Source organism: Streptomyces sp. PTY087I2, from assembly GCF_001687325.1.
In the GTDB taxonomy this organism is placed as follows: Bacteria; Actinomycetota; Actinomycetes; order Streptomycetales; family Streptomycetaceae; genus Streptomyces.
Genome location: NZ_LZRD01000043.1, coordinates 18,970 through 44,728 on the forward strand (window position 1 = coordinate 18,970; position 25,759 = coordinate 44,728).

Annotated in this window: 17 protein-coding genes and 3 pseudogenes; 13 read left to right on the plus strand and 7 right to left on the minus strand. The window is 72.5% G+C overall.

Translation table 11 applies throughout. The annotated features are described in order from the left end of the window. Nucleotides 1–94: 94 nt before the first annotated feature. Nucleotides 95–922, minus strand: a pseudogene (locus A3Q37_RS36155) (EamA family transporter); the annotation flags it as partial. A 124-nt stretch (nt 923–1,046) separates the two neighbouring features. On the opposite strand from A3Q37_RS36155, the gene A3Q37_RS32090 reads away from it, so the two are divergent. The 3 genes from A3Q37_RS32090 (at nt 1,047) to A3Q37_RS32100 (ending at nt 4,812) form a co-directional block, all read left to right on the plus strand. After that, nucleotides 1,047–1,955 carry a LysR family transcriptional regulator gene (locus A3Q37_RS32090; protein WP_065490148.1) on the plus strand — a complete coding sequence of 303 codons (909 nt, stop codon included), beginning with the start codon at nt 1,047–1,049 and terminating at the stop codon, nt 1,953–1,955. A gap of 183 nt (nt 1,956–2,138) precedes the next feature. Further along, nucleotides 2,139–3,971: a glycoside hydrolase family 3 protein gene (locus tag A3Q37_RS32095; protein ID WP_065490120.1), complete on the plus strand. Its 1,833-nt coding sequence runs from the start codon at nt 2,139–2,141 to the stop codon at nt 3,969–3,971. A gap of 124 nt (nt 3,972–4,095) precedes the next feature. Further along, a complete protein-coding gene (locus A3Q37_RS32100) occupies nt 4,096–4,812 on the plus strand; it encodes a hypothetical protein (RefSeq protein ID WP_065490122.1) in 717 nt (238 codons plus the stop codon). 43 nt (nt 4,813–4,855) lie between these two features. Here the strand turns inward: A3Q37_RS32100 and A3Q37_RS32105 are convergent, their stop codons facing one another. The 3 genes from A3Q37_RS32105 to A3Q37_RS32115 all read right to left on the minus strand — a co-directional run bounded on the left by A3Q37_RS32105 (nt 4,856) and on the right by A3Q37_RS32115 (nt 10,738). Further along, a complete protein-coding gene (locus tag A3Q37_RS32105) occupies nt 4,856–6,340 on the minus strand; it encodes a S28 family serine protease (protein WP_065490124.1) in 1,485 nt (494 codons plus the stop codon). Nucleotides 6,341–6,436: 96 nt separating this feature from the next. Further along, nucleotides 6,437–6,805 carry a hypothetical protein gene (locus tag A3Q37_RS32110; protein ID WP_255312008.1) on the minus strand — a complete coding sequence of 123 codons (369 nt, stop codon included), beginning with the start codon at nt 6,803–6,805 and terminating at the stop codon, nt 6,437–6,439. A 192-nt stretch (nt 6,806–6,997) separates the two neighbouring features. Then, nucleotides 6,998–10,738 carry an ABC transporter ATP-binding protein gene (locus A3Q37_RS32115; RefSeq protein ID WP_065490126.1) on the minus strand — a complete coding sequence of 1,247 codons (3,741 nt, stop codon included), beginning with the start codon at nt 10,736–10,738 and terminating at the stop codon, nt 6,998–7,000. A 216-nt stretch (nt 10,739–10,954) separates the two neighbouring features. Between A3Q37_RS32115 and A3Q37_RS32120 the strand changes: the two genes are divergently transcribed. Both A3Q37_RS32120 and A3Q37_RS32125 read left to right on the plus strand, forming a co-directional pair. Continuing rightward, nucleotides 10,955–11,323 carry a type II toxin-antitoxin system RelE/ParE family toxin gene (locus A3Q37_RS32120; protein ID WP_065490127.1) on the plus strand — a complete coding sequence of 123 codons (369 nt, stop codon included), beginning with the start codon at nt 10,955–10,957 and terminating at the stop codon, nt 11,321–11,323. 27 nt (nt 11,324–11,350) lie between these two features. Continuing rightward, the gene (locus A3Q37_RS32125) at nt 11,351–11,815 is read left to right on the plus strand and encodes a helix-turn-helix domain-containing protein (RefSeq protein WP_065490129.1); all 465 of its coding nucleotides are present in this window, start codon (nt 11,351–11,353) and stop codon (nt 11,813–11,815) included. 27 nt (nt 11,816–11,842) lie between these two features. Here A3Q37_RS32125 and A3Q37_RS38395 read toward each other — a convergent pair whose 3' ends face one another. The 3 genes and pseudogenes from A3Q37_RS38395 to speB all read right to left on the minus strand — a co-directional run bounded on the left by A3Q37_RS38395 (nt 11,843) and on the right by speB (nt 14,504). Next, nucleotides 11,843–12,316, minus strand: coding sequence for a thiamine pyrophosphate-dependent enzyme (locus A3Q37_RS38395; RefSeq protein ID WP_369691479.1), 474 nt, complete (start codon nt 12,314–12,316; stop codon nt 11,843–11,845). Between the two features lie 225 nt (nt 12,317–12,541). Then, nucleotides 12,542–13,524 (minus strand): annotated as a pseudogene (locus A3Q37_RS38155) (thiamine pyrophosphate-binding protein); the annotation flags it as partial. After that, complete coding sequence (gene speB / locus A3Q37_RS32135; protein ID WP_065490131.1) at nt 13,521–14,504, minus strand: agmatinase; 984 nt, start codon at nt 14,502–14,504, stop codon at nt 13,521–13,523. The pseudogene A3Q37_RS38155 and the gene speB, both read right to left, overlap by 4 nt. Before the next feature lie 180 nt (nt 14,505–14,684). Here speB and A3Q37_RS32140 point away from each other — a divergent pair, with 180 nt between their 5' ends. The 8 genes and pseudogenes from A3Q37_RS32140 to A3Q37_RS32175 all read left to right on the plus strand — a co-directional run. Next, complete coding sequence (locus A3Q37_RS32140; RefSeq protein WP_065490133.1) at nt 14,685–16,271, plus strand: PucR family transcriptional regulator ligand-binding domain-containing protein; 1,587 nt, start codon at nt 14,685–14,687, stop codon at nt 16,269–16,271. Between the two features lie 130 nt (nt 16,272–16,401). Continuing rightward, nucleotides 16,402–16,671 carry a DUF1905 domain-containing protein gene (locus A3Q37_RS32145; RefSeq protein WP_065490150.1) on the plus strand — a complete coding sequence of 90 codons (270 nt, stop codon included), beginning with the start codon at nt 16,402–16,404 and terminating at the stop codon, nt 16,669–16,671. A gap of 71 nt (nt 16,672–16,742) precedes the next feature. After that, a complete protein-coding gene (locus tag A3Q37_RS32150) occupies nt 16,743–17,060 on the plus strand; it encodes a hypothetical protein (RefSeq protein ID WP_065490138.1) in 318 nt (105 codons plus the stop codon). Nucleotides 17,061–17,229: 169 nt separating this feature from the next. Further along, a complete protein-coding gene (eccD, locus tag A3Q37_RS32155; protein ID WP_065490140.1) occupies nt 17,230–18,573 on the plus strand; it encodes a type VII secretion integral membrane protein EccD in 1,344 nt (447 codons plus the stop codon). Nucleotides 18,574–18,631: 58 nt separating this feature from the next. Then, nucleotides 18,632–19,879, plus strand: coding sequence for a MinD/ParA family protein (locus A3Q37_RS32160; RefSeq protein WP_255312009.1), 1,248 nt, complete (start codon nt 18,632–18,634; stop codon nt 19,877–19,879). 5 nt (nt 19,880–19,884) lie between these two features. Continuing rightward, nucleotides 19,885–23,877 (plus strand): type VII secretion protein EccCa, encoded by a 3,993-nt coding sequence (gene eccCa, locus A3Q37_RS32165; RefSeq protein WP_065490144.1) that lies wholly within the window; start codon nt 19,885–19,887, stop codon nt 23,875–23,877. 58 nt (nt 23,878–23,935) lie between these two features. After that, on the plus strand, nt 23,936–25,390 hold the full coding sequence (locus A3Q37_RS32170; protein ID WP_065490146.1) for a DUF6177 family protein: 1,455 nt from the start codon (nt 23,936–23,938) through the stop codon (nt 25,388–25,390). Between the two features lie 132 nt (nt 25,391–25,522). Further along, nucleotides 25,523–25,759, plus strand: a pseudogene (locus tag A3Q37_RS32175) (hypothetical protein); the annotation flags it as partial.

Below are 25,759 nucleotides of genomic sequence, written 5' to 3' on the forward strand. Positions count from 1 at the left end.
CGGCGTCCTGCTCCACCGGCCGGGGCACCCCGGTCCGGCCGGAGCCCAGGGGCGCGGCGGTCCGGGTCCGCAGCCCGACGCCCGAGGTCAGCGCCACCCCGCCCACCAGCAGCGCCGCCGCGCACCAGCGCAGCGGGCTCACGTCCTCGCCGAGCACCAGCGCCGCCGAGGACATCCCGAAGACCGGGACGAGCAGGGTGAAGGGCGCCACGGACGAGGCGGGGTACTGGCGGAGCAGGAAGCCCCAGGCGCCGAAGCCGAACACCGTACTGACCCAGGCGACGAACAGGATGATGCCCACCCCGCTCCAGTCGAGCGCGGCCAGCGCCTCCGCGTCCCGGTCCGGGCCCTCGAAGAGGAGGGACAGGCTCAGCAGCGGCAGCACGGGGACGGCCGAGACCCAGACCATGAAGGTCAGGGCGTCCTTGGGCGCCGCCCGCCGGGTGAGCACGTTGGACACGCCCCAGCAGGCCGCGGCCCCGACGACGAGGACGAACGCGAGGACCGGCCCGCCCGCCCCCTCGTCCACGGCGGCCACCGCGATGCCCGCGAGCGCGACGGCCATGCCCGCCACCCGGATCCGGCCGGGCCGTTCGGAGAGGGCGAGGGCGGCGAACAGGGCGGTGAAGACGGCCTGGATCTGGAGGATCAGGGAGGAGAGCCCGGCGGGCATCCCCTGGTCCATGCCGATGAACAGGAGCCCGAACTTCCCCACGCCCAGGACGAGTCCGACCCCCACGACCCACTTCCAGGCGACCGACGGCCGGCCCAGGAGGAAGATCGCGGGCACGGCGGCGGCGAGGAAGCGCAGCGCGGAGAAGAGGAGCGGCGGGAAGTGGTCGAGCCCCAGCTCGATCACGACGAAGTTCACGCCCCAGAGTGCCGCGACGAGCACGGCCAGGGCGATATGGCGTGGACGCATGCGGCGAGCATTCAGCAGGATGACCGTGTAGCACCAGCGCGGGTTTCTTCATGATGGGATTCAGCGCTGCTGAAGAATGCCCCTGGAATGCCCTGGGAAGATGCCCCCGAAGGATGAGGTCACCGTGCTCGATCTGGCCCGGCTGCGCGCCCTGCACGCGGTCTTCGTCCACGGTTCCGTCGCGGGCGCGGCGACGGCCCTCGGCTACACGCCGTCCGCGATCTCCCAGCAGATCACCAAGCTGGAGCGGGAGACCCGGACGACGTTGCTGGAGCGGCGGGGGCGCGGGGTGGCGCTGACCGAGGAGGCGCTGCGGCTGGCCGACATGGCCCAGCGGCTGCTGGCCATCATGGAGCAGGCGGAGACGGAGCTGGAGGAGCGCCGGGGGCTGCCGACGGGCCGGCTGACGATCGCCGCGTTCGCCTCGGCCGCGCGGGGGCTGCTGCCGGGGGTGCTGGCCGAGCTGGACCGGGACCACCCGGCGCTGGACGTCCGGCTGGACGAGGTGGACCCGCATCTGTCGGTGGACCTGGCGGCGAAGGGCGTCGTCGATCTGGCCGTGGCGCACGACTGGGACATCGCCCCGCTGCCCGCCCCGGAGGGCCTGGCCCAGGCGGTGATCGGGCTCGACCGGTGCGATCTGCTGGTCCCCGAGGGGCATGCGCTGGCCGGGCGGGACGGGGTGCGGCGCGAGGAGCTGGCGCGCGAGCGGTGGATCTGCCAGCCGCCGGGGACGGTGTGCCACGACTGGCTGGTGCGGACGCTGCGCACGGCGGGGTACGAGCCCGACATCCGGCACCGCGCGGAGGAGAACCACACCCAACTCGCCCTGGTGGCGGCGGGTCTGGGCATCGCGATGATGCCCCGGCTGGGGCGGGGGCCGCTCCCGGACGGGGTGGTGGCGGCGCGTCTGGACCCGGTGCCGGAGCGGCGGCTGTACGCGCTGTGGCGTACGGAGGCGGCGCGGCGTCCGGCGATCACGGCCGCGGTGGACGCGCTGAAGGCCCACGGCGCGGCGGCCGGACTGGCGTGAGGCGAGTCCGCCTACGGCCGGCGTGAGGCGGGTCTCCGGCCGGTGCGAGGCGAGTCCGGCTACGGCCGCCGACTCTTATGGCGGTACGTCACTCCCGGCCCCGGCACGGCCCCTTGACCGGAAGTTATTTTCCCTATAAGCGTACTTTCTTGGAAGTTTCTTTCACCCCGGGAAGGAGCTCACGTGCCCCACCGCACCTCAAGACGCACCCTCCTCACCGCCACCGCTGCCGTCACCGCCGCGGCGGCGACCGGCGCCCTCACCCCGCCCGCCGTCGCCTCCGCGCACTCCACGAACGCCTCCACCGACCGCCGGCTGCGGCAGATCATCGCCGGGATGAGCCTGGAGGAGAAGGTCGGCCAGCTCTTCGTGATGCGGGTCTACGGGCACTCCGCCACCGACCCCGACCAGGCCGACATCGACGCGAACCTCAAGGAGATCGGGGTCCGTACGGCGGCCGAGCTGATCTCCACGTACCACGTCGGCGGCATCATCTACTTCACCTGGGCGCACAACACCCGCGACCCGCACCAGATCGCCGACCTCTCCAACGGCCTCCAGCGCGCCGCGCTCGCCGGCCGCCCCCGGGTGCCGCTGCTCGTCTCCACCGACCAGGAGCACGGCATCGTCTGCCGGGTCGGCGAACCCGCGACCCTGCTGCCGGGCGCGATGGCCCTCGGCGCGGGCGGCTCGCGCTCCGACACCCGGCGGGCCGCCTGGATCGCGGGCACGGAGCTGGCCGCGCTCGGCATCAACCAGAACTACGCGCCGGACGCCGACGTCAACGTCAACCCGGCCAACCCGGTCATCGGCGTACGGTCCTTCGGCTCCGGCCCCGACGCGGTGGCCGGTCTGGTCGCGGCGCAGGTGAAGGGCTACCAGGGCGCGGGCGTCGCGGCGACCGCCAAGCACTTCCCCGGCCACGGCGACACGAACACCGACAGCCACACCGGGCTGCCCGTCATCAACCACACCCGCGCCCAGTGGGAGGAGCTGGACGCCCCGCCGTTCCGCGCCGCGATCCGGGCCCGGATCGACTCGATCATGACCGCGCACATCGTGGTCCCGGCGCTCGACCCGTCCGAGGACCCGGCCACGCTCTCCCGGCCGATCCTCACCGGCATCCTCCGCGAGGAGCTGGGCTACGACGGGGTGGTCGTCACCGACTCGCTCGGCATGGAGGGGGTCCGCACAAAGTACGGCGACGACCGCGTTCCGGTCCTCGCGCTGCTGGCGGGCGTGGACCAGCTGCTGAACCCGCCGAACCTCTCCGTCGCCTGGAACGCCGTGCTGGAGGCGGTGCGCAGCGGTGAGATCAGCGAGGCGCGGATCGAGGAATCGATCCTGCGCATCCTGCGGCTGAAGAGCGGACTCGGCCTGTTCCGGGACCCGTTCGTCAGCCACCGGGGCGTCGAGCGCACGGTCGGCAACCGCGCGCACCGGGCCGCCGCCGACCGGATCGCCGAGCGCACGACGACCCTGCTCGACGACCCCGGCTCGCTGCTGCCGCTCTCCCGGCGCACCCACCGCAACCTGCTGGTGGTGGGGGCCGATCCGGCCTCCCCCTCCGGGACGACGGGCCCGCCGACCGGCACCCTGGCCCATGCCTTCGGCGAACTGGGTTTCAGCGCACGGGCGTTGTCGACCGGTACGGCCCCGGACCAGGCGAAGATCGACGAGGCGGTCGCGGCCGCCGAGGGCAAGGACGTGGTGGTCGTGGCGACGTACAACGTCACGGCGACCAGCTCGCAGCGCACGCTGGTGACCGCGCTCGTGGCGACCGGCGTGCCCGTCGTCACCGTCGCGATCCGCAACCCGTACGACATCGCCCACCTCACCGGGACCGGCGTCGCGGCGAGCCTCGCCGCGTACTCCTGGACCGATGTCGAACTGCGCGCCGCGGCCCGGGTGATCGCGGGCCGTGCCGAACCGGAGGGCACCCTGCCGGTTCCGGTGCAGCGCGCGGACGATCCGACGCAGGTGCTGTACCCGGTGGGCCACGGGCTGTCGTACTAGCCCTACGGCGACCGGACGGCCCCGGCCTCCGGCCATCGGCGCAAAGCACCCCCGCACCTGGCGTGGCCCCGCTCCGGCGGGCCACGCCGGGTGTACGTCTTTGAGGACGTATTGGGGGGTTTTCATGGATGAGCGCACGTCCTCGGGGGCCCGGAGCCGACGGCCCGCCCCGTTACCGGCCCGCGTGGACCTGGCCGTGGCCGCCGTACCGGCCCGCGTCGCGCCGGCGGCCCGCGTCGCGCCGACCGTGGCCGCCTTCGTGGTCGTGGTCGCGCTCCTGCTGACGACGGCCTGCGAGGCTCCGGGCCGTACGGTCACCGACGGCCGGGGGCCCGTCCCCGCCTCGCCAGGCCCTTCCCCGTACGGCGTGGTGTTCCTCGGGCCCGGCGACTGTAGCTCGCGGGGCCCGGTGATCCGGGAGGTGTTCTGCCGCAGCGAGAAGGCCGCGGCCACCGTCCTCGCCCGGCACCTCGGCACCCCGTCGTCCGGCCCGCCCTGCCCCGACGCCACCGACTTCGTCCTGCACGTCTCCGAGACGGGCTCCGGGGCCCGTTCCCGGCTCACCACCGGCTATGCCTGCATGCGGAACCTGGAGCCCCCTCACCCGGGCGATCCGGGGCAGGGCGGCGGACCGCTGACCGTCGTCGGCGACTGCGTCACCGCCTCCCGCGCGGGCGAGGTCACGGAGACCGCCTGCGCCGACACGGGCGGCCGCGCTCCGCGCTACCGGGTGGAGTCGGCGGTGCAGCGGCGAGCGCAGTGCCCGGACGACACGGACCTGTTCGTCTCCCTGCGCGGGGAGAAGCCGGTGGGCTGCGCCCGCCGGTCCACCGGATGGTGACGGTGACCGACGGACGCAGCCCGGCACAGGCAACAACTGGCAACTACGGGCGCAGCGTGGCCTCGTCGCGCTCGACCTCGCCGTTGCGCTGGTCCAGCCGGGTGTCGAACTTCGCCAGCGGCTTCGCCTTCGCCGGGTCGTTCTCGACGGCCGCCGGGGCGACGCCCGCCCAGCGCAGGATGTCGGCGGTGGCCTTCGCCCGCTCGGCCTCGGGGAGACCGGAGACCCGCGCGCCGTGGTTGCCGCCGGGGACGGTGTACACCGCGCTGTCCTTCGCACCGCGGCCGAGGCGGAACGGCTCCGCGCTCCACGGGTCGTTCTCGCCGTTGACGTACATCATCCGCCGGGCGTTGTGCTTGACCCAGCTGTCGATGTCCCGCATCGCGTGCCGGTCGAACTTCATGGGGATGGAGCGGGGCACGAAGTTGCGCGGGGGCTGGTAGCCGTAGCGGCTCAGGTTGCCGAGCCAGGGCTGCTTGATGTCGGGCGATCCGAGCTGGGTGCCCGCCTGGTAGTAGTACGGGGTGTACGTCTCCAGGCCCTGGTCGGCGTAGGCGGAGAAGCCGGAAATGGAGTCGACGGAGTTCCAGATGTCGTCGTCCGTGGCCTTCTTGGCGTCGGCCGGGATGTCCACGCAGTCGGCGACCAGGCTGTACTGCCAGAACGCCCACACGTAGTCCATGACCGTGGCCTCGTAGGCGCGGTCGAGGGAGCCGATGGTGTTGAACGTCCAGCCGTTGGCGGCGGCCTGCTCCTTGTACTTCTTCTGGAGCGGGGCCCGCCGGATCAGCGCCTCGCGCTGCACGCCGGCCAGCTTGTCGCGGCACTCCTTGGTGCCGACGTTGCGGAAGAACCGGTCGTACGCCGAGTCCTCGTCGTTGTTGACGTCGTTGGGCGCGACGTAGGCGACGACGCCGTCCATGTCCTTCGGGTAGAAGCGCTCGAAGTACGTGGCGGTCATGCCGCCCTTGGAACCACCGGTGGCCAGCCACTTCTTCCCGTAGATCTTCTTCAGCGCCGTGAACACCCGGTGCTGGTCGCTGGCGGCCTGCCAGATGTCCAGCTTGGACCAGTCGGCCGGGGCGGGGCGGGACGGGGTGAAGAAGCGGTATTCCAGGGAGACCTGGTTGCCGTCGATGATCTGCGTGGGCTCGCTGCGGCTGGGGGTGGTCGACACGTTGTAGCCGCTGGTGGAGAAGACCGTCGGGCGGGAGACGTCCTTGTGCAGCACGGTGATGCGCTGCTGGAACGTGCCCTTGGACGGGCGCCGGTGGTCGACCGGCTGGGTGTAGTTGAGGACGAAGTAGCGGTAACCCGCGTACGGCTTCTCCTCGATCAGGCTCATGCCCGGGATCGCCAGGATGCGGTCCTTGATGTCCTCGGTGCTCGCTTCGGTGCCGAGGGCGGCTCCGCTGCTCTGCTTCGCGGCCGGTTCCGCGGCGGTGGCCGCACCGGCCGAGGCCCCCGTGGCTCCGACCGTGCCTATGAGCACGGCGAGCGAGAGAACCCCTGTGAGTGACTTGCGCATGCACTCTCCCCTTGATTCACAACAGTCGCCGTGAACTTATCGGGGCAACACACGCCACGCCAGACCCGGTTGTCCGTGTCATGCGTGTCATCCGTGTCAGCAGAGGATCCATCCGGTGGAGACGGATTTCTTGCCGATCGCACCGGTGGCGCGGACGCAGCGGTTCAGGGCGTTGACCGTGACCGGTCCCGCCATCTTCGTGTACGAGCCCTTGTCGGAGACCGCGCGGCCGCCGCGCGCCTGGAGCGTGACGCTCATCGTCCGCCGTTTGCCGGGCTTCTTGGCGACGGTCACCGCGCAGGCATGGGCGCGCGTCTTGTAGACGCGCAGCTCTCCCGTGGAGAACGCGACCGTCTTTGCCGGGCGGCCGGAGCAGCCGGAGGCGGCCCGGGCGGTGCCGGGGGCGGCGAGGAGGGGGAAGAGTCCGCCCAGCAGGGGCAGGACGAGAAGGCCGACCAGCCACATCCGTCGCCGCCTCATCGGTTTCACAGCCCCGTCCGGACCCACCGGCCCCGCAGTTCTGTCGAACACGTTCGCCCCCACCTGACATCTGTACGCCCATGCGTCCCTGGCTACGACGCAGCAGACGCGCGAGAGGTTGCACGGGCGTTGGACCCCGGGGCCGTGGGGCGGCCGGTCACCCGGGGCGGGCGGTCCTCAGACGGCCGCGGGCTCGTCCTCCCCCAGGCCCTCTATCCCCTCGCCTATGAAGGTGCGCCACAGCCGGGCGTACTGCCCGTCCAGGGCGAGCAGTTCGTCGTGCGTGCCGTCCTCGGCGACGCGGCCGTGGTCCATCACCACGACCCGGTCGGCGCGGGCGGCCGTCGTCAGCCGGTGGGCGACCACCAGCGTGGTCCGGCGGCCGGTGAGCCGGTCGGTCGCCTGGTTGACCAGGGCTTCGGTGGCGAGGTCAAGGGCGGCGGTGGCCTCGTCCAGGAGCAGCACGTCCGGGTCGACGAGCTCGGCGCGGGCCAGGGCGATCAGCTGGCGCTGTCCGGCGGAGAGGTTGCGGCCGCGCTCGGCGACCTCGTGGAGGTAGCCGCCCTCCAGCGTGGCGATCATGTCGTGCGCGCCGACCGCGCGGGCCGCGGCCTCCACCTTGGCGTCGGTGGCGTCGGGCAGCCCGTAGGCGATCGCGTCGCGGACCGTACCGGCGAAGAGGTACGCCTCCTGCGGGACGACGCCGAGGCGGTGCCGGTAGGCGGTCATGTCGAGCTTGCGCAGATCGGTGCCGTCGGCGGTGACCCGGCCGCCGGTGGGGTCGTAGAACCGGGCGACCAGCTTGACCAGCGTCGACTTCCCGGCCCCCGTCTCCCCGACGAAGGCGACGGTCTGCCCGGCCGGGATGTTCAGGTCGATCCCGGTGAGGGCCTCTTCCTCGTCCCCGTACGCGAAGGAGACGTCCTCGAACGCGATCTCGCCGCGCAGCGAGAGCACGTCGAGCGGTTCGTCCGGGTCGGCGGTGGAGGTGGGTTCGCGCAGCAGCTCCTGGATGCGGCCGAGGGAGACGGTGGCCTGCTGGTAGCCGTCGAAGACCTGGGAGAGCTGCTGGACGGGGGCGAAGAACAGGTCGATGTAGAGGAGATAGGCGACCAGCGCACCGGTGGTGAGCGTGCCGTTGTCGATCCGGCCCGCGCCGACGATCATCACCGCGGCGGCGGCGACGGAGGCCAGCAGCTGGACGAACGGGAAGTAGACGGAGATCAGCCACTGGCCGCGTACCCGGGCCCGGCGGTACTCGTCGCTGCGCTCGGTGTAGCGGGCGGCCCCGTCGTGCTCGCGGCCGAAGGCCTGGACGATCCGGAGACCGGCGACGGACTCCTGGAGGTCGGCGTTGACGGAGCTGATGCGGGTCCGGGCCAGTTCGTACGCCTTGACACTGCTGCGCCGGAAGAAGATCGTGCCGACGATCAGCACGGGCAGGGTGGCGAAGACGACCAGGGCGAGCTGGATGTCCAGGACGAGCAGCGCGACCATGATGCCGAAGAAGGTGACCACGGAGACGAACGCGGTGACGAGACCGGTCTGGAGGAACGTGGAGAGGGCGTCCACGTCCGTCGTCATCCGGGTCATGATCCGGCCGGTCAGCTCGCGCTCGTAGTAGTCGAGGCCGAGGCGCTGGAGCTGGGCGAAGATCTTCAGGCGGAGCGAGTAGAGGATCCGCTCGCCGGTGCGGCCGGTCATCCGGGTCTCGCCGATCTGGGCGGCCCACTGGACGAGCACGACGACCAGGGCGATCGCGGAGGCGGCCCAGACCGCGCCGATCGAGATCCGGGTGACGCCCTCGTCGATGCCGTGCCGGATCAGGACCGGCAGCAGCAGGCCCATCCCGGCGTCGACGGCGACGAGCCCGAGGCTGATGAACAGGGCCGCGCCGAAACCGCGCAGCAGCCGGCGCAGCCCGTACGACTCCTCGGGGCGCACGGCGGTGGCCTCGTCGACCTGGGGGGTGTCCGTGGCGGGCGGCAGCGCCTCGACCTGGGCGAGGAGTTCGGGGGTCGCGGGCATGCCGGCGACGGTGGTGTCCCGCTTCTCCTCGTTACGGATCCAGAGCTCGGGGGTGATGCCGCGCTCGGCGTCGAACTCGGCGTCCAGCTCCTCCTGGAGGGCGCGGTCGTCCTCGGGGCCGGCCTCGGCGCGCGACGGCCGGTGGCCGGGTGAGGTGGCGCCCAGCTCGTCGGGGTCGGTGAGGAGGCGGCGGTAGAGGGCGGAGGTGCGCTCCAGCTCCTCGTGGGTGCCGATCGCGGCGAGCTTCCCGCCGTCGAGGACGGCGATGCGGTCGGCGAGCTGGAGGGTGGAGCGGCGGTGGGCGATGAGGAGGGTGGTCCGCCCCGCCATCACCTGTTTCAGCGCCTCGTGGATCTCGTGCTCGACGCGGGCGTCGACGGCGGAGGTCGCGTCGTCGAGGAGGAGGAGCCGGGGGTCGGTGAGGATGGCGCGGGCGAGGGCGACGCGCTGGCGCTGCCCGCCGGAGAGGGTGAGCCCGTGCTCGCCGACGGTGGTGTCGTACCCGTTCGGCAGATCGGCGATGAACCGGTCGGCCTGGGCGGCGCGGGCGGCGGCCTCGATCTGTTCCTGGGTGGCGTCGGGGAGACCGTAGGCGATGTTGGCGCGGACGGTGTCGGAGAAGAGGAAGCTGTCCTCGGGGACGAGCCCGATGGCGGCGCGCAGGGATGCCTGGGTCAGCTCGCGGACGTCGTGGCCGCCGATGAGGACGGCCCCGTGGGAGACGTCGTAGAAGCGGGGCAGCAGGAGCGAGACGGTGGACTTGCCGCTGCCGGAGGCGCCGACGACGGCGACGGTCTCGCCGGGTTCGACGGTGAGCGAGAACCCGTCGAGGACGGGCCGGTCGTCCTCGTATCCAAAGGTGACGTCGTCGAACTCGATCCCGGCCGGGGCGTCGGCGGGCAGTTCCTTGGTCCCGTCCGTCATGGAGGGCTCGGTGTCGATCAGCTCCAGGACGCGTTCGACACCGGCGCGGGCCTGCTGCCCCACGGTCAGGACCATGGCGAGCATCCGGACCGGGCCGACCAGCTGCGCGAGATAGGTGGAGAAGGCGACGAACGTGCCGAGGGTGATCTCGCCCCGGGTGGCCAGCCAGCCGCCGAGGGCGAGCATGGCGACCTGGCCGAGGGCGGGCACGGCCTGGAGGGCGGGGGTGTAACGGGAGTTCAGCCGGATGGTGCGCAGCCGCCCGGCGAAGAGCCGCCTGCTGACCTCGCGGAGCTTCCCGGTCTCCTGGTCCTCCTGCCCGAACCCCTTGACGACCCGGACCCCGGAGACGGCCCCGTCGACGACTCCGGCGACGGCGGCGGCCTGGCTCTGGGCGTACCAGGTGGCGGGGAAGAGGCGGGTCCTGGAGCGGCGGGCGATGAACCAGAGGGCGGGGGCGACGGCGAGGGCGACGAGGGTCAGGGGCAGCGAGAGCCACGCCATGACCACCAGGGAGATGAGGAAGAGCAGGACGTTCCCGATGGTCATCGGGAGCATGAACAGCAGCCCCTGGATCAGCTGGAGGTCGCTGGTGGCCCGGCCGACGACCTGCCCGGTGGACAGCTCGTCCTGCCGTTTCCCGTCGAGCCGGGTGATCGTCGCGTACATGTCCGTACGCAGATCGTGCTGGACGTCCAGGGCGAGCCGGCCGCCGTAGTAGCGGCGGATGTAGGTGGCGATGTAGACGAGGACGGCCGCGCCGATGAGGAGGCCGGTCCAGACGGCGAGGGAGCGGGTGTGGTCGGTGACCACGTCGTCGATGATCACCTTGGTGATCAGCGGCACGAGGGCCATGACGGCCATACCGGCGAGCGACGAGCCGAGGGCGAGCACGACGTTCCGCCGGTACCGCCACGCGTACCCGATCAGCCGGCGGCCCCACCCCTGTTGCTCTGCGCCCGTCACGCGTTGCCTCCCCGTCCCGTATCGATCTGTCCCGCAGTCGACCTGTCCCGTATCGATCTTTCGGAAGGCACCAACGCGGTGGGGGGCGGATTTCATCCCTCCGCAACAATCCCTCGCCGAGCGCCGGGTCAACGAAGCGCGCCCCCGCCACTCGTCCGACGGACTTCCCTCCCGCTTCCGGCGGATATACACTGCTGAATATATACGCTCCTCGACATGGAAGAACCCTTCATCATCGAGATCGAGCCGGAGGTCCGCCTGTGGCTGACGAACCTGTCGGCGAGTGACTACGAGAGGGCGGAGCACGCGGCGGGCAGGTTGGCGCAGGAAGCGACCACGCGGGACGAGCCGCACTCCCGGTACATCGGGGACGGAGTGCGGGAGCTCAGGTTCGAGATGGGGCGCCATCGCGAGGCCGTGCGGATCTCGTACTGGCTGGCTCCGCAGCGCCGGGTGGTCCTGCTGACCGTCTTCCGCAAGACCCGGCAGCGCGAGAATGCGGAGATCGCTCGCGCCAGGCGCGCCAAGGCGGTCTGCGAGACGGAGCACGAACCCGCCCACGACACATTCATCCGCGATGTCTAGACGCGACGTCTGGAAAGGAAGAGCCACATGGTGAGTCACGCGCAGTGGAAGCTTGCCCGGGACCGGAAGGTCGCCGCGAGCATCACGGAGGGCGAGGACAGCGCCGAGAGCGCGGAGCGGGCTCGGCGGCGCCGGGAGCTCGATCTCGCCTGGGACCTCGGGCAGGCGGTCTACGACCGCCGTACGGCGTTGGGGCTGGCCCAGACCGAGCTGGCGCGGCGCGCGAACATGACCCAGCCGCAGGTCTCGAAGCTGGAGCTGGGCGGCTCCATGCCCACCGTGCCTCTGCTGGTCCGGCTCGCCCGGGCGATGGACGCGGACTTCAGCCTGCGGCCCGACGCGGAGGACGTCGTCCGGGTCTCCTTCGTCCCCCACACGGCCGCCGGGGAGGAAGCCGGCGCGGAGCCGCCCTCCGCGGAACGCGCGTCCGCGCCCGCCGCCGAAGCGGAGGCGGCGGACGCGGGCACGGGGAGGACGGCGGCCACCGGCTGAGGGGGCCCGGCCCTGGGCCTGCCCGGCCTACAGATGCGTCGGCTCGAACATCCGCAGCAGAGCCGGAAGCACGACGACCGACGGACCGGGGGCCGCCAGGGCCTTCGACAGGTCGGCGGCGAGCGACTCGGGGCCGGTCCGGACCGCGGGTACGCCGAAGGACTCGGCGAGGGCGACGAAGTCCGGGCGGGCCAGTTCGGTGCCGGTGGTCTCGCCGAAGGCGCCCGTCATGTACTCGCGCAGGATGCCGTAGCCGCCGTCGTCGACGATCAGCCAGGTCAGCGGCAGGTCGTACTGGCGCGCGGTGGCCAGCTCCGCGATGGAGTACATCGCGCCGCCGTCGCCGGAGACCGCGAGCACGGGCTTCGTCGGGTCGGCGGCGGCGGCCCCGATGGCGGCCGGGAAGGCGTAGCCGAGGCCGCCCGCGCCCTGGGCGGAGTGCATGGTGTTGGGGCGGCGGGCGTCGAACGCGGACCAGGCCCAGTACGCCAGGATCGTCATGTCCCAGAAGCTCGGCGCGGCGTCGGGCAGCGCCTCGCGGACGGCGTCGAGAACCTGCTGCTCCAGGGTGAGGTCCTGGGCCTCGATCCGGACCCGTACCTTCTCCAGCACCGTACGGACGCGATCGGCGGCGTCCGCGTCCTCGCGCGGCTCCACCGCCTCCAGCAGGTCGGCCAGCGCCTCGCGGGCGTCGGAGTGGATGCCGAGCGCGGGGTGGTTGGACTCCAGCTTCCCGGCGTCCGCCTCGATCTGGATCACCCGGCCGCGCGGGCGGAAGGTGTGGTAGTTCGAGGAGAGCTCGCCGAGGCCGGAGCCGACGACGAGCAGGACGTCCGCGTCCTCCAGGAAGTCGGTGGTGTGCCGGTCCTCCAGCCAGGAGCGCAGCGACAGGGGGTGCTCCCAGGGGAAGGCCCCCTTGCCGCCGAAGGTGGTGACGACGGGGCGTCGATCCGCTCCGCCAGCGCGCGCAGCTTGCCGGAGGCGTCGGAACGTACGACGCCACCGCCCGCGATGATCACGGGCCGCTCGGCGTTCGACAGCAGATGCGCGGCGGCGATCGTCAGCTCGGGCCGCGGGTACACCTCGCGCGGGGTGGCGTCCATGGCGCTGACGACGGGCAGGGTCGTCTCGGCCAGCAGTACGTCCTGCGGGATCTCCACCCAGACCGGCCCGTGCGGGGCGGTCAGCGCGGACTCCCAGGCGGCGGCGATCGCGGACGGGATCTGCGACGCGGTCCGCACGGTGTGCACGGACTTCACGATGTCGCGGACGGAGGCCTGCTGGTCGCGCAGCTCGTGGAGATAGCCGTGCCGCCCGCCGCCGAGCCCGGCCGTCGGGATCTGGCTGGAGATCGCGAGGACAGGGGCGGAGGCGGCGGCCGCCTCCTGGAGCGCGGCGAGCGAGGTGAGCGCGCCGGGCCCGGTCGAGAGCAGCAGCGGGGCCACCTCCCCCGTGATCCGGCCGTACGCGTCGGCGGCAAACCCCGCGTTGTTCTCGACGCGGAGCCCGACGTACCGGAGCGAGGAGCGGCGCAGCGCGTCGAACATGCCGAGCGCGTGCTGACCGGGCAGGCCGAAGACGGTGGTCGCGCCGAGCCCCTGGAGGGTTTCGACGACGAGGTCACCGCCGTTGCGGCCCGGGGGCGGGCTCAGTACGGCGGCGGCCTGGGCGGGGCTGAGCCGCGGCCGGTCGTCGTGATCGTGACTCACTTGGACGCGGCCCCCTTCGCCTTCTCCGCGGCGATCTGCCGGGACATGATCGTGGTCAGCTCGTACGCGGCGTGGGAGGCGACCACGGAGGTGATCTCGGCGTGGTCGTACGCGGGGGCGACCTCGACCAGGTCGGCGGAGACCAGGCGGCAGGAGGAGAGCCCGCGCAGGATCTCCAGCAGCTCGCGGGAGGTGAGGCCGCCGGCCTCGGGGGTGCCGGTGCCGGGGGCGTGCGCCGGGTCGAGGACGTCGATGTCGATGGAGATGTACAGCGGCCGGTCCCCGATGCGCTGGCGCAGCTGGTCGGCGATCTCGTCGACGCCGCGCCGCATGACGTCGGCGGAGGTGACGATGCCGAAGCCCATCTTCTCGTCGTCGGTCAGGTCCTGCTTGCCGTAGAGCGGGCCGCGGGTGCCGACGTGGGAGAGGGCGGAGGTGTCGAGGATGCCCTCCTCGACGGCCCGGCGGAACGGGGTGCCGTGGGTGTACTCGGCGCCGAAGTAGGTGTCCCAGGTGTCCAGGTGCGCGTCGAAGTGGAGCAGGGCGACGGGCCCGTGCTTCTTGGCGACGGAGCGCAGGAGGGGCAGGGCGATGGTGTGGTCGCCGCCGAGGGTCATCAGGCGTGCGCCGGTGCCCAGCAGGTCGTCGGCCGCGCCCTCGACGGTCTCGACGGCCTCGTTGATGTTGAACGGGTTCGCCGCGATGTCACCGGCGTCGGCGACCTGGGCGAGCGCGAACGGGGAGGCGTCCTGGGCCGGGTTGTACGGGCGCAGCAGCCGGGACGCCTCACGGATGGCGTTGCCGCCGAAGCGGGCGCCGGGCCGGTAGGAGACCCCGGTGTCGAAGGGCACGCCGACGACGGCGACGTCGGTACGCCCGACCTCGTCGAGCCGGGGCAGCCGGGCGAACGTCGCGGGCCCGGCGTACCGGGGGACGCGGGAGGAGTCGATGGGGCCGCGCGGCGAGTCGGTGCTGCTCATGGGGGGGTGTGCCTTTCCGTGGTTCGGTCCGTACGGACGGTTCGTGTCGGTTCCGCTTCCGTACGGCCTCCAGTGTGCGGGGTGCCGTGCACTGCTCGCCGGGACGCGGGCGCGAGGACGACGGTAGGTGGCCGAGGAGCGGCGGTGAAGTGTACGTTTCCTCCACCTTCACCGCTCCGAATGGACGAACCCTCCATGACCTCCTCCCCGACGGCCGCCCCTGGCCCACCGACCCCGCCCATCCCCCTGACGGAGCTGCTGGCGAGCAAGGGCCTGGGCCTGCGCCGGATCGCGGGCCCGGCCGAGGCGGATGTGCTCTGGGTGCACACCTCGGAGATGGCGGACCCGTATCCGTACCTCCTCGGCGGCGAGCTGCTGCTGAGCGCCGGGGTGCTGCTGACGGACCCGGACCACTACGTCGGCCGACTGGTGGAGGCGGGGGCGGCGGCGCTGGGGTTCGGGGTGCGCCCGGTGCACGAGACGGTGCCCGGGGCGCTGATCGAGGCGTGCGACCGGCAGGGCCTGCCGCTGCTGGAGGTACCGCCGGAGACCCCGTTCACGGCGATCGCGCGGGCGGTGTGGCGGCTGATGGCCGAGGCACGCCACCGCGAGCTGCGCCGGGTGACCCGCGCCCAGCAGGCCCTGGCGACGGCGGCGGCCCGCCCCGACCCCGTACCGGCGGTGCTGCACCAGCTGGCGACGCAGCTCGGCGGGCGGGCGGTGCTGCTGACGGCGCGGGGCGAGGAGGTCCACGCGGCGGGCCGCCGCCTGCCCCCGGAGCCGACGGGAGCCCTGGCTCGCCTGGCCCGCGTGGTGACCCGGGAACGCCCCGGCTCCCCCGCGTCAGCGACCGACACCCACGGCGACACGCACTTGTCGGCGTACGCGCTGGGCGGCGGCGACGGCCTGGTCCTGGCGCTGGCGACCCGGCGGCGGGAGTCCGGCGACCACACGGTGGCGGGCATCGCGGTGGTCCTGCTGTCGCTGCTGGCCGCCCCGCACCAGGGCGCGGACGCGGCGGGCCGTTCGGCGGCCCTGGTCCGCATGCTCCTGGGCGCCGACCCCGCCGAGGTGGCCCCGCTGCTCGGCTCCCCCGGCCCCTGGACGGTGATCCACGCCCGCCGCACGGACGACACCCCGGCGGACGCCTTGACGGCCGGGGCCCTGGGCGCGTCCCTGGGCACGGCCCTGGTGGACGCGAGCCGCGGGGCGGGCGAGGCGGTACGGCTGCTGCTGCCGGGCGCGGCGGCGGAGGACGAGGTTGCGAAGGACACGGGGGCCGAGGGCGAGGGGGCGGACGGCGCGGCGCCGGGCGCGGAGGCGGGCCCCGGGCCGGACCCGGCTCGCCCCCCGAAGCCCGCGCCCATCACCCCCCAGCCCGGCTGGACGCTCGGGGCGTCCGCCCCCGCCCCCGTCACCGCGCTCGACGCCGCCGACTCCCTGGCCGCCCGCGCCCTGGCCCACGCGCAGGCGACCCGCGCCCCGCTGACGGTGGACACCCCCGTGAGCGGCCTCGCCGCCCTGGTCCCGCCCGAACAGGCGGCCGCCCACGCCCGCGCCCTCCTCGCCCCGCTCACCGCACCACTGGCCGACACCCTGCGCTGCTGGCTCTCCCTGCACGGCAACTGGGACCGTACGGCGGTGGCGCTCGGCGTCCACCGCAACACCGTGCGCCAACGCATCGGGCGGTGCGGGGAGTTGCTGGACGCGGACCTGGACGACATGGACGTACGGGCGGAACTGTGGTTCGCGCTGCGGCAGGGGTGAGCCGGGAGGAGACCGACAGCCCTGCCCGGCGGGCCTCCCTGTCACCGATGAGTTTCGGTGCCCACCCCCGTCCTATTGGTGAATACCGCGACGAACCCCGCCGCGGGCTCACGGACAGGCGGTACCGATGATGGACAAGCAGTTCACCGCGACTCTGCGGAAGAGCCCGAACAAGGGCGGCTGGACCTATGTGGTGTGGCCCGAATCGGCCGAGTTCTTCGGCACCCGCGGCCTGGTGAAGGTCCGGGGCACGGTCGACGGCCACCCGTTCCAGAGTTCGTTCATGGCCCTGGGGGACGGCACGCACAAGCTGCCCGTGAAGGCGGACGTACGCAAGGCGATCGGCAAGGAGGAGGGGGACACCGTGACCGTCCGCCTGGAGGAACGCATTTCCGGCTGACCGGGGCCGGCCACCCTGGTGTGTACTCCGCGAGAGCCCCTAGGTATGTTGCAGTGGCAAAGGGGGATCGCGTGGCACGGGATTACGACAGTCAACTGCTGGAATCGGTGGGGGTACGCCGCCGCAGGATGCGCGATGCCCTGCTCTTCGGCGCTGGGCGCGCACGGCGCAGCGCCGACGAGCGGCTCGGGAAGGCATTCGCGGGTGTCGCCATCACCGCTGTGCTCTGCGCCGGTTGCGTCGGCTGGTCCTTCCTCCAGCACACGCTGGAGGAGCAGAAGGCCGAGCAGGAGAAGCAGCAACAGCGGCAGGCGCAGCCGTACGAACCGCCGACACATTCCTCCGGCCCGGAACCGACGCATTCCTCCGGCCCGGAGAAGGGGCCCTGATCGGCTCCGGCCGGGGAACGCCCCGTCGGCCGAAAATTCACCGGGCAGGCGTTGCAGGCGATATTTCGCCGGGATCGGAAATGCGCCAACCACACGACACACTTGGCCCAATTGGCCCGAAATTTCGGAATATCACGATGATAGGTTTCCGTAAGTGGTGAGCACAGCAATGACGTCCCGCTCGGAACTGAGCCGGGTGACCCTGGTCGGTGAGCGGCGCCGGGCCGACATCGTGCTGCCCTCGGACACCCCGATCGGTCAACTGCTGCCGGACATACTCCAGTTGCTGGACGACCGCGCGGCATCGCGGCCATTGACCAGGCAGTTGATCACCTCCGACGGTTCCGCCCTGCCGCACGACAGCACCCTCGCCTCGGCCGGCGTCAGCGACGGCGCCGTACTGCGCCTGGTCAGGACCCACGCGGCGCCGCCCGCCCCGGTGGTCCACGACGTCACGGACCAGGTCGCCGATCATCTCGACCTCCAGGCCTGGCGCTGGCGTCCGGCCGCGCGCAGGGTCGCCGCCGGGGCGTCGACCGTGGCCTTCGCGGTGATCGCCGCCCTGTTGGCCCGGCGTGAGGTCCCTCTGGGCACCCTGGCCGTCGCGCTGGCGGTCGTCACCGCGGTCCTTCTGGTGGGCGGCGCCCTGTGCGCCCGGATCGGAACGGGCAACCGCGGACTGGCCACCGCCCTGCTGTTCGTCTCCGGCGGCCTCGGCGTCCTCACGGCCTGGACCGCCGCCGACGCGTACGCCTGGTCGGGCCCGGCGCGGCTCGCCGCGGTGGCGACGGCGGTGGCGCTGGCCCTGCTGCTGCTCGGCTTCTTCTCGCCGCTCGGCCGCGGCGGCCTGATCGGCGCGGGCGCCACGGCGGTCGTGGCCGCGGTGTGGGAGGCCGTCGCGGCGGTGGAGTCGGATCCCGCCCGACTGGGCGCCGTGATGGCGGTGTTCTCCGTGGTCCTGCTCGGCATGCTGCCCCGGCTCGCGCTGATGGCGTCCGGCCTCACCGCGCTCGACGACCGGCGGTCGGGCGGGGTGTCGGTCAGCCGCCACGACGTCGCCGACGCGCTGGCCGCCACGCACCGCGGGCTCGCCCTCGCGACCGTGGTCACCGCGGCCTCGGCGACCGCCGCGGGCTGGCTCCTCACGCTGGCCGCCCGGCCGACCGTGTGGACGGTTCTCCTGCCTTCCCTGGTAGCGGTGGTGCTCCTGTCGAGGGCGCGTGCGTTTCCCCTGGTGGCCGAGGTGGTGGCGCTGTTCGCCGCTGCGGCGGTCCTTCTCGTCCGCCTCGTGATGCTGTGGATGGACCAGGCATCCGGAGGCGCGGGCCCCGTCGTCGTGCTGGGCGTGGCGGCGCTGCTGCCGCTCCTCGCTCTGTCGGTGGAGCCTCCCGAGCATGTACGGGTGCGGCTGCGGCGCACCGCCGACCTGGTCGAGTCCATCGGCATGGTGGGGCTGTTCCCGCTCGCCGTCGGTGTGTTCGGTGTGTACGGCCAGTTGCTCGACAAGTTCTGACATTCATGCGCGGGCGGTTCCGGTCGGGGGATCGGAGCGGCGGAGGAGAAGGGCAGACATGCCGAACGCGAACAACTGGCAGGGTGACGTGCTGCGCGATCTGAGGGGTACGCCTCCGCAGCAGCCGGCGACGGGTCACGGCCCTGCACAGGGCCACGCTCCGGCGCAGAGCCCTGGCCCGGCGCAAGGCCCTGGCCCGGCGCAGAGCCACCCTTCGGCGCGGGAGCAGCACTCGGCGCAGAGACAACAGGAACACCAGCCCGCGCCCCAGCCCCAGCCCCAGCCCCACGAGCGTACGGAGGCAGGAACGCGGCCACCGAGCCGTAGCGCCCCCGCCTCACCCGGATCCGCCGCTCCCCCAGCACGTACGCAACGCCCCGCCCGCTCCCCCGACTCACGCCCCGTGGTGGACAGCGCGCTGTCCGGTACGGCCCGCCGCCCACAGCGGGGCGAGCCGGCCGCCGCCCGAATATCGCGCGCGGTACGCCGGATCGTCTCCTCGTCGACGGCGCGCGAGGTCGCCGAGCTGACCCGTACCGCCGAGCAGATCCAGCAGCCGGTGACGACCGGCCGACAGATCGCCGTCACCTCCATCCGGGGCGGCGCCGGCAAGACGACGGTGGCCGCTCTGCTCGGCACGGCGTACGCGCACTACCGCCACGATCCGGTCCTCCTCGTCGAGGCCGACCCGGCGCTCGGCTCGCTCCCGCTGCGCCTCGGCGCCGAGTCCCTGCGCTGGACCACGGCCGATCTGGCGGACATCGTGGAACCGCAGATGTCGCTGCTCGACGTCACCGGCTATCTCGTCCAGCTCCCCGACAACGCCTGGCTGCTGCCCGGCAGTCAGGGCCGGATCGGGGCGATGCTGGACACGGCGGCGTACGAGCGGGTCATGGTGGCGCTGCGCCGCTACTTCGGAGTGACCGTGGTCGACTGCGAGACGCTGCCCGCCGAGGTCGCCCGCGTCGCGCTCTCCGCCGCCCAGGCCCGGGTGCTGGCCGCCCCCGCCACGCTGGACAGCATCACCAGTACGTATGCGGTCCTCCAGTGGATGCAGGGGCTGCCCCGCCACCTGATCGCCGGGACCGTGGTGGCGCTCACCAGCACGGCGTCCCGCCCCGGGATCGACGTCGAGGCGGCCGCCGAGAAGCTCCGGTCCACCGGTGCGGCCGTCCATGTCCTCCCCCACGACCGGCATCTGGCGGCAGGCGGAGAACTCCGCACCGAACTGCTCGCCCGGCCGACGCGGCTGGCCGCCGCCCGACTGGCCGCCGAGGTCTTCCAGCTCTCCCAGAAGCGCCGGTAACACCCATGAGCACCCGACTGGTTCACCGCCCCGCCCGGACCACCCGTCCGCCGGCCGCGCCCGCGCCCCGCACCATCGAGGCCCCGCCCAACCTCCCCGAGGGGAAGGCGGGCAACATCGCCATGTCGCTGCTGCCGGTCGCCGGGGTCATGTCGTCGGTCGTGATGATGACGGTCGTCCGCAACAGCCAGTTCGCCGCCCTCGGCGCGATCATCCTCGTGGTCACCGTCATCGGCTCCGTGGCCCTGCTCTTCTCACAGCGGGGCAAGGCCCAGCGCACGCGCCGCACCCAGCGCGAGGCGTACCTCGCCTATGTGGAGGACCTGCGGGAGGAACTTTCGGGCGAGGAGCGCGAGCGGCGTGAGCGCGCCGATGTCCTGAACCCTCCGCCGTACGCCCTGTACGACATCGTGCGGGATCCGTCGCGGCTCTGGGAGCGGCGCAGGGTCGACGACGACTTCCTGCGGGTCCGGGTCGGCACCGGCGAGATGCCCGTACGGGATCTACAGATCGCCGAGCCGGGGTCGACGGTGCTCACACCGCCGGACCTGTTCATGCTCAACGAGGCGTCGGCGCTGGTGAACCGGTTCCGCAACGGCACCGAGCTGCCGCTCACCGTCCCGCTGGACCGGATCGGCAACGTCAGTGTGATCGGCCCCCGCGAGGACTGTCTGCGGGTGGCCCGCGCCCTGCTGGTCCAGACGGCCGCCCTGCACGCCCCCGACGACGTGGCCATCGCCCTCGCGGCGCCGGGGGACCGCATGGCCGACTGGGAGTGGGCCAAGTGGCTGCCGCATCTGCTCGACACCGAGCAGTTCGACGGTCCGGTCGCCGCCCGCCGCATCGCGCCCTCCGCCCCGCAGCTCGCCCGGCAGATCGGGGCGGAGCTGCGCCGCCGGGCCTCGTACGCGGCCGAGGTCCGCCGGGGCCTGGCTGGCCGGGACGCGCTGTCCATGAACTCCCGGCTGCTCGTCGTCACCGACGGGCACGGCGAGGACGCCGTCGATCTGCCGCGCCCGGACGACGCCGTCGGCCTGCGGGAGATGGGCGTCACCGTGCTGCATCTGCTGGAGCAGCGGGTGCAGGAGCCGGGACACGTCAGCGTACGGATCACGGTCGACGGTACGGACGTGACCGTCGAGGACCTGCGTACCCCGGAGCCGGTCGAGGCGCACGGCACGGTGGACGAGGCGGGCATCCCGTTCGCCGAGGGGCTGGCCCGGATGCTCGCGCCGCTGCGGCTGTCCGCGGAGTCCCTGGTGGACGCGCCGTTGTCCGGCCCGGTGGAGTTCGCGGCGATGCTCGGTATCCACGACGTGGCCAGGCTCGACCTGGACCGGCTGTGGGCGCCGCGCGGCGAACGCGCCTTCCTGCGTGTCCCGATCGGCATCAGCGACTCCCACGAGCCGGTGCTGCTGGACCTCAAGGAGTCCTCGGAGCTGGGGATGGGCCCGCACGGTCTGTGCGTGGGCGCGACGGGGTCGGGCAAGTCGGAGCTGCTGCGCACCCTGGTCCTCGCCCTGGTGGCCACGCATCCGCCGGAGGATCTGGCGCTCGTGCTGGTCGACTACAAGGGCGGGGCGACGTTCGCGCCGTTCGCGGAGCTGCCGCATGTGGCCGGGGTCATCACCAACCTGGAGAACCAGGCGGGGCTCGTCGAACGGGTCCACTCCTCGCTCGCCGGTGAGGTCAAGCGCCGGCAGCAGGCCCTCAAGGACGCGGGGAACGTCGCGGACATCGGGGACTACGCGGCGCTGCGCGCCGCGAAGCGGCCCGATCTGGACCCGCTGCCGCACCTGTTCGTGGTGATCGACGAGTTCGGCGAACTGCTCACCGCCAAGCCGGACTTCATCGACCTGTTCCTCTCCATCGGCCGGATCGGCCGCTCCATCGGCGTCCATCTCCTGCTGTCCAGCCAGCGCATCGAGGGCGGCAAGCTCAAGGGCCTGGACACCTATCTCTCCTACCGGCTCGGCCTGCGCACCTTCTCCGCCGACGAGTCCCGCACGGTCCTGGACACTCCGGACGCCTTCCACCTGCCTCCGCTGCCGGGCTTCGGCTATCTGAAGGTCGACACGAGTCATTACGCGCGGTTCAAGGCGGGTTATGTGTCGGGGAGTTACCGAGGTCCGGTGCGCAGCCGGGACGAGGAGGACACCGGCCCGCTGGCGCTGCCGTACGAGGCGTTCAACACATTGGCCGGCCCCGACGAGGCACGGCAGTCCCCGGAGCCCGCGTCCCGCCGCCGCGAGACAGGACCGACGGAACTCGGCGTCATGGTCGACCAGTTGACCGGAGCCGCCGCTGCCGTACGGAGCATCTGGCTGCCCCCGCTGCCCACGGCCACGGCACTGGACACCGTCGCCGGTCCGCTGGACATCGGGCCGAACGGGATGCGACTGACCGGAGCGGCCGCCGAAGGACGCCGGACGCCCCTCCGCGTCCCTGTCGGCCTGCTCGACGACCCGGCCAGACAGTGGCAGGGGCAGTGGTTCCTGGACCTGACCGTGGCAGGCGGTCACGCGGCGGTGATCGGCGGACCGCAGTCGGGCAAGACGACCCTGCTGCGCACGCTCGTCCTCTCCCTCGCGCTCACCCACACCCCGCGGGAGATCGGCGTCTACGGACTCGATCTCGTCGGCGGCGGCCTTCAGGCGCTGTCGGGCCTGCCGCACGTCGGCGGCATCGCCGGCCGCGCCGACCGGGAACGGGCGGCGCGCACCGTCGAGGAGGTCCGCACGATGCTCGCGCTGCGCGAGGACCTCTTCCGCGAGCACGGCATCGACTCGGTCGACCAACTGCGCACCCTGCACGCGGCCGGCCGGCTGCCCGAACTGGCATCGGCCGAGATCCTCCTCGTCATCGACGGATTCGGGGCGCTCCGCGACGACTTCGACGAGCTGGACGACGCGATCGCCGACATCCTCAAGCGCGGCGGCGGTTACGGCATCCACGTCGTCGCGGGCATGCTGCGCTGGAACGACGTACGCATCGCCATCCAGTCCAACTTCGGTACGCGCGTCGAGCTGCGCCTCAACGACCCCGGCGAGTCCAGCATCGACCGCAAGCTCGCGGAGACCCTGTCGCCCGACGAGCCCGGCCGCGTCCTCACCGACGGAAAGCTCTTCGCCCACGTGGCGCTCCCCCGTACGGACGGGGTCGACGACACGACGGACCTCGGCGCGGTCCTGGAGCGCACCGCCCGCACGGTCCGGGCCACCTGGAACGGCGAAGTGGCCCAGCCGGTGCGGGTGTTGCCCCACATCCTGGAACCGCACTCGCTGCCGGGACCGGCGGCCGAGCCCACGCGCGTACCGATCGGGCTCGACCAGTCGGCGCTCGCGCCCGTACTGCTCGACCTGTTCAGCCACGACCAGCACCTGCTGGTGCTGGGGGACAGCGAATGCGGGAAGACGAACCTGCTGCGGACCGTCGCGCACGGCCTCATCGACCGCTACGGCGAGGACGATCTGGTGTTCGCCGTGATGGATCCGCGGCGCTCGCTGCGCGGTGCGGTCCCGGAGGAGTTCAACGGAGGCTACGCGTACAACGCGAAGCTGTGCGCGGGCCTTTCGACGGCCATCGCGACCGAACTGGAGAAGCGGCTGCCCGACGAGAACGCCCGCCTGGAGGATCTGGAGCCGGGCAACTGGGGCACGGGCCCCCGCATCGTGGTCCTGGTCGACGACTACGACGTCCTCACGACCGCCGGTCAGTCCCCGCTGTCGCCGTTCCTCCCGTACATCCCCTCGGCGGCCGACACCGGTCTCCACTTCGTCCTGACGCGCCGGGTCGCCGGTGCGTCGCGCGGCATGTACGAGCCGCTGGTGCAGGGTCTGCGGGAGTCGGGGGCCTCGGCACTGCTGATGGCGGGCGACCGCAGCGAGGGCCAGCTCTTCCCCGGCGTGTACGCCTCCCAACAAGCAGCCGGACGAGGCGTGTTCATCCGCAGGGGTCAGCCGAACCGCCTGATCCAGACGGTGTACGCGCCGATGTGAGACACAGCAGCCCACCGCATTTCTTCAGCAGACCGACAAAGGACCGGACGACCACGCCATGACCAAGGACGTCATCGCCCTCACACCGCGTATGCCCGACCCCTGGGCCGTACTGGCGGGCTTGCTCTCCGGCGGCCCGGACAAGCTGGTGGGCACCCGGGGCGAGGGGGCCGTGATCCAGCTCTGCGACGCGGAGGGCCGCCCGCTCGTCTCCGTGGAGGCGCCCCTGCTGGTCTCCGTCGAGGGGGAGGCAGAGCGGCTGCTCGGGACCACGGCGCCCCCGGTCCCGTACTGGTGGACGGAGGCGCGCGCCACGACGGGTGTCGCGGAGGCGGAACAGCTCGCGGGCACGTTCGCCGCCCGGCTGGCCACGCTGGTGGGCGGCTCCGCCTGGCCGCCGGACGCGGTCGGTTCGATCGCCGTGGTGAAGACCGACGGCGTGAGCGTCGCGCCGGAACCCGCCGCCGCCCAGCCGGCGATCGACGTGCTCACCGACAAGGTCGCGGTCGTCATCCAGGACCGCCCGGTGGTGGCCATGACGGCCTGGCTCTCGGACGCGTTCCGCGCGGCGGCCGAGGCCGGTCTCGGCCTCCAGATCGTCAGCCCGGCGGGCACGATGCTCTCCCCTGCCGTACGGGACGCGCTGGGCGGCTGGCCGTCCCGCTGGATCGTCCAGGACGAACGGGACGGCTACTACGACGGTCTGACGGGCGCCGTACTGCGCTGGCAGGACGGCGCGTTCGACCCGGTCCTCTCCCCCGACGCCACGGAGGACGACCCGCGCACGCCGGTGGCGGCCGCGTACCAGGAGGTTCACGACAACGGCGACCGCCAACTGGCCCTGACCTTCCGCATGGTGCACCCGGCGGACGAGCGGCTGGTACTGGGAGGCGGCCTGGAGACGGTGTGGCGCGAACTGACCGGCGAACCGCCGGCCGGTTGGGGCACATCGGAACCGGCGACCCTTCCCTGGTCGCCGCGCCGGCTGACCGATGTCGCGTACGAGCGGGCACCGGAACCGACCTGGCTGGTGGTGGTCGGAAGTCGCGCGCGACCGGGAATCGCGACCGTACGCATCACGCGGACGAAGGCGGGCGTGGAGGAGGAAGTGACCCTGGCGTTCGGCTACGGCACCGGTTCCGGTTCCGGCTCCGGCTCCGGCTCCGGCTCCGGCGAGGAGCCTCCGCTGGACGCCTTGCCCGCAGTCGCCGAGGCGCTCGCCACGCGCCACCACCTCCAGTCGATGCTCGTACAACTTCGCAAAGCGCGCCGCGATGTGGCCGTACCGCCGCGCTTCGAGGGCCCGGGGGTCCCGCTGGCCTTCGTGCTGGGTGCGGAGGAGGTCCGCGCGATGCCGGGAGACCGGGCGAGGCGCACCCCGCTGGCCGAGCAGCCCGTGCCGCTCGGCCCGAAGACCAGGCAGGCGCTGTACTACCCGTTGCCGGGGGACCCTTCGGACCTGTCGGGGTGGCAGGACTTCGAGAGGCTGGTGCGGCACCTGAAGGGGACGTAGTTCTTCGTCGGCCGCAATCTGGCCGATTGCAGATTGCAGTAGCGATGCCGGGGTTGATAGACAGAGGCGTACGCGTACGTTCGTTCGACGTATGCGATGTGCTCGGTGGAGTTCGGTGGAACGGGGGATGTTGTGAAGTTCGATATGGGGGCGTCGGTCCTGTCGAGGTTGTTGTCGGATTCGCAGGGTGCGAGTACGGATCTGGGGACGTTGATCCAGCAGTTGATCGCGGCGGCGGAGCCGTTGGAGGGGAAGTTCAACGGGGCGGGGAAGGTCGCGTTCGATGACTTCAAGTCGCGTTCGGACGAGATCACGAAGGCGTTGAACGCGTCGTTGTCGGGGATTCTGGGTGGTCAGGCGGGGATGGAC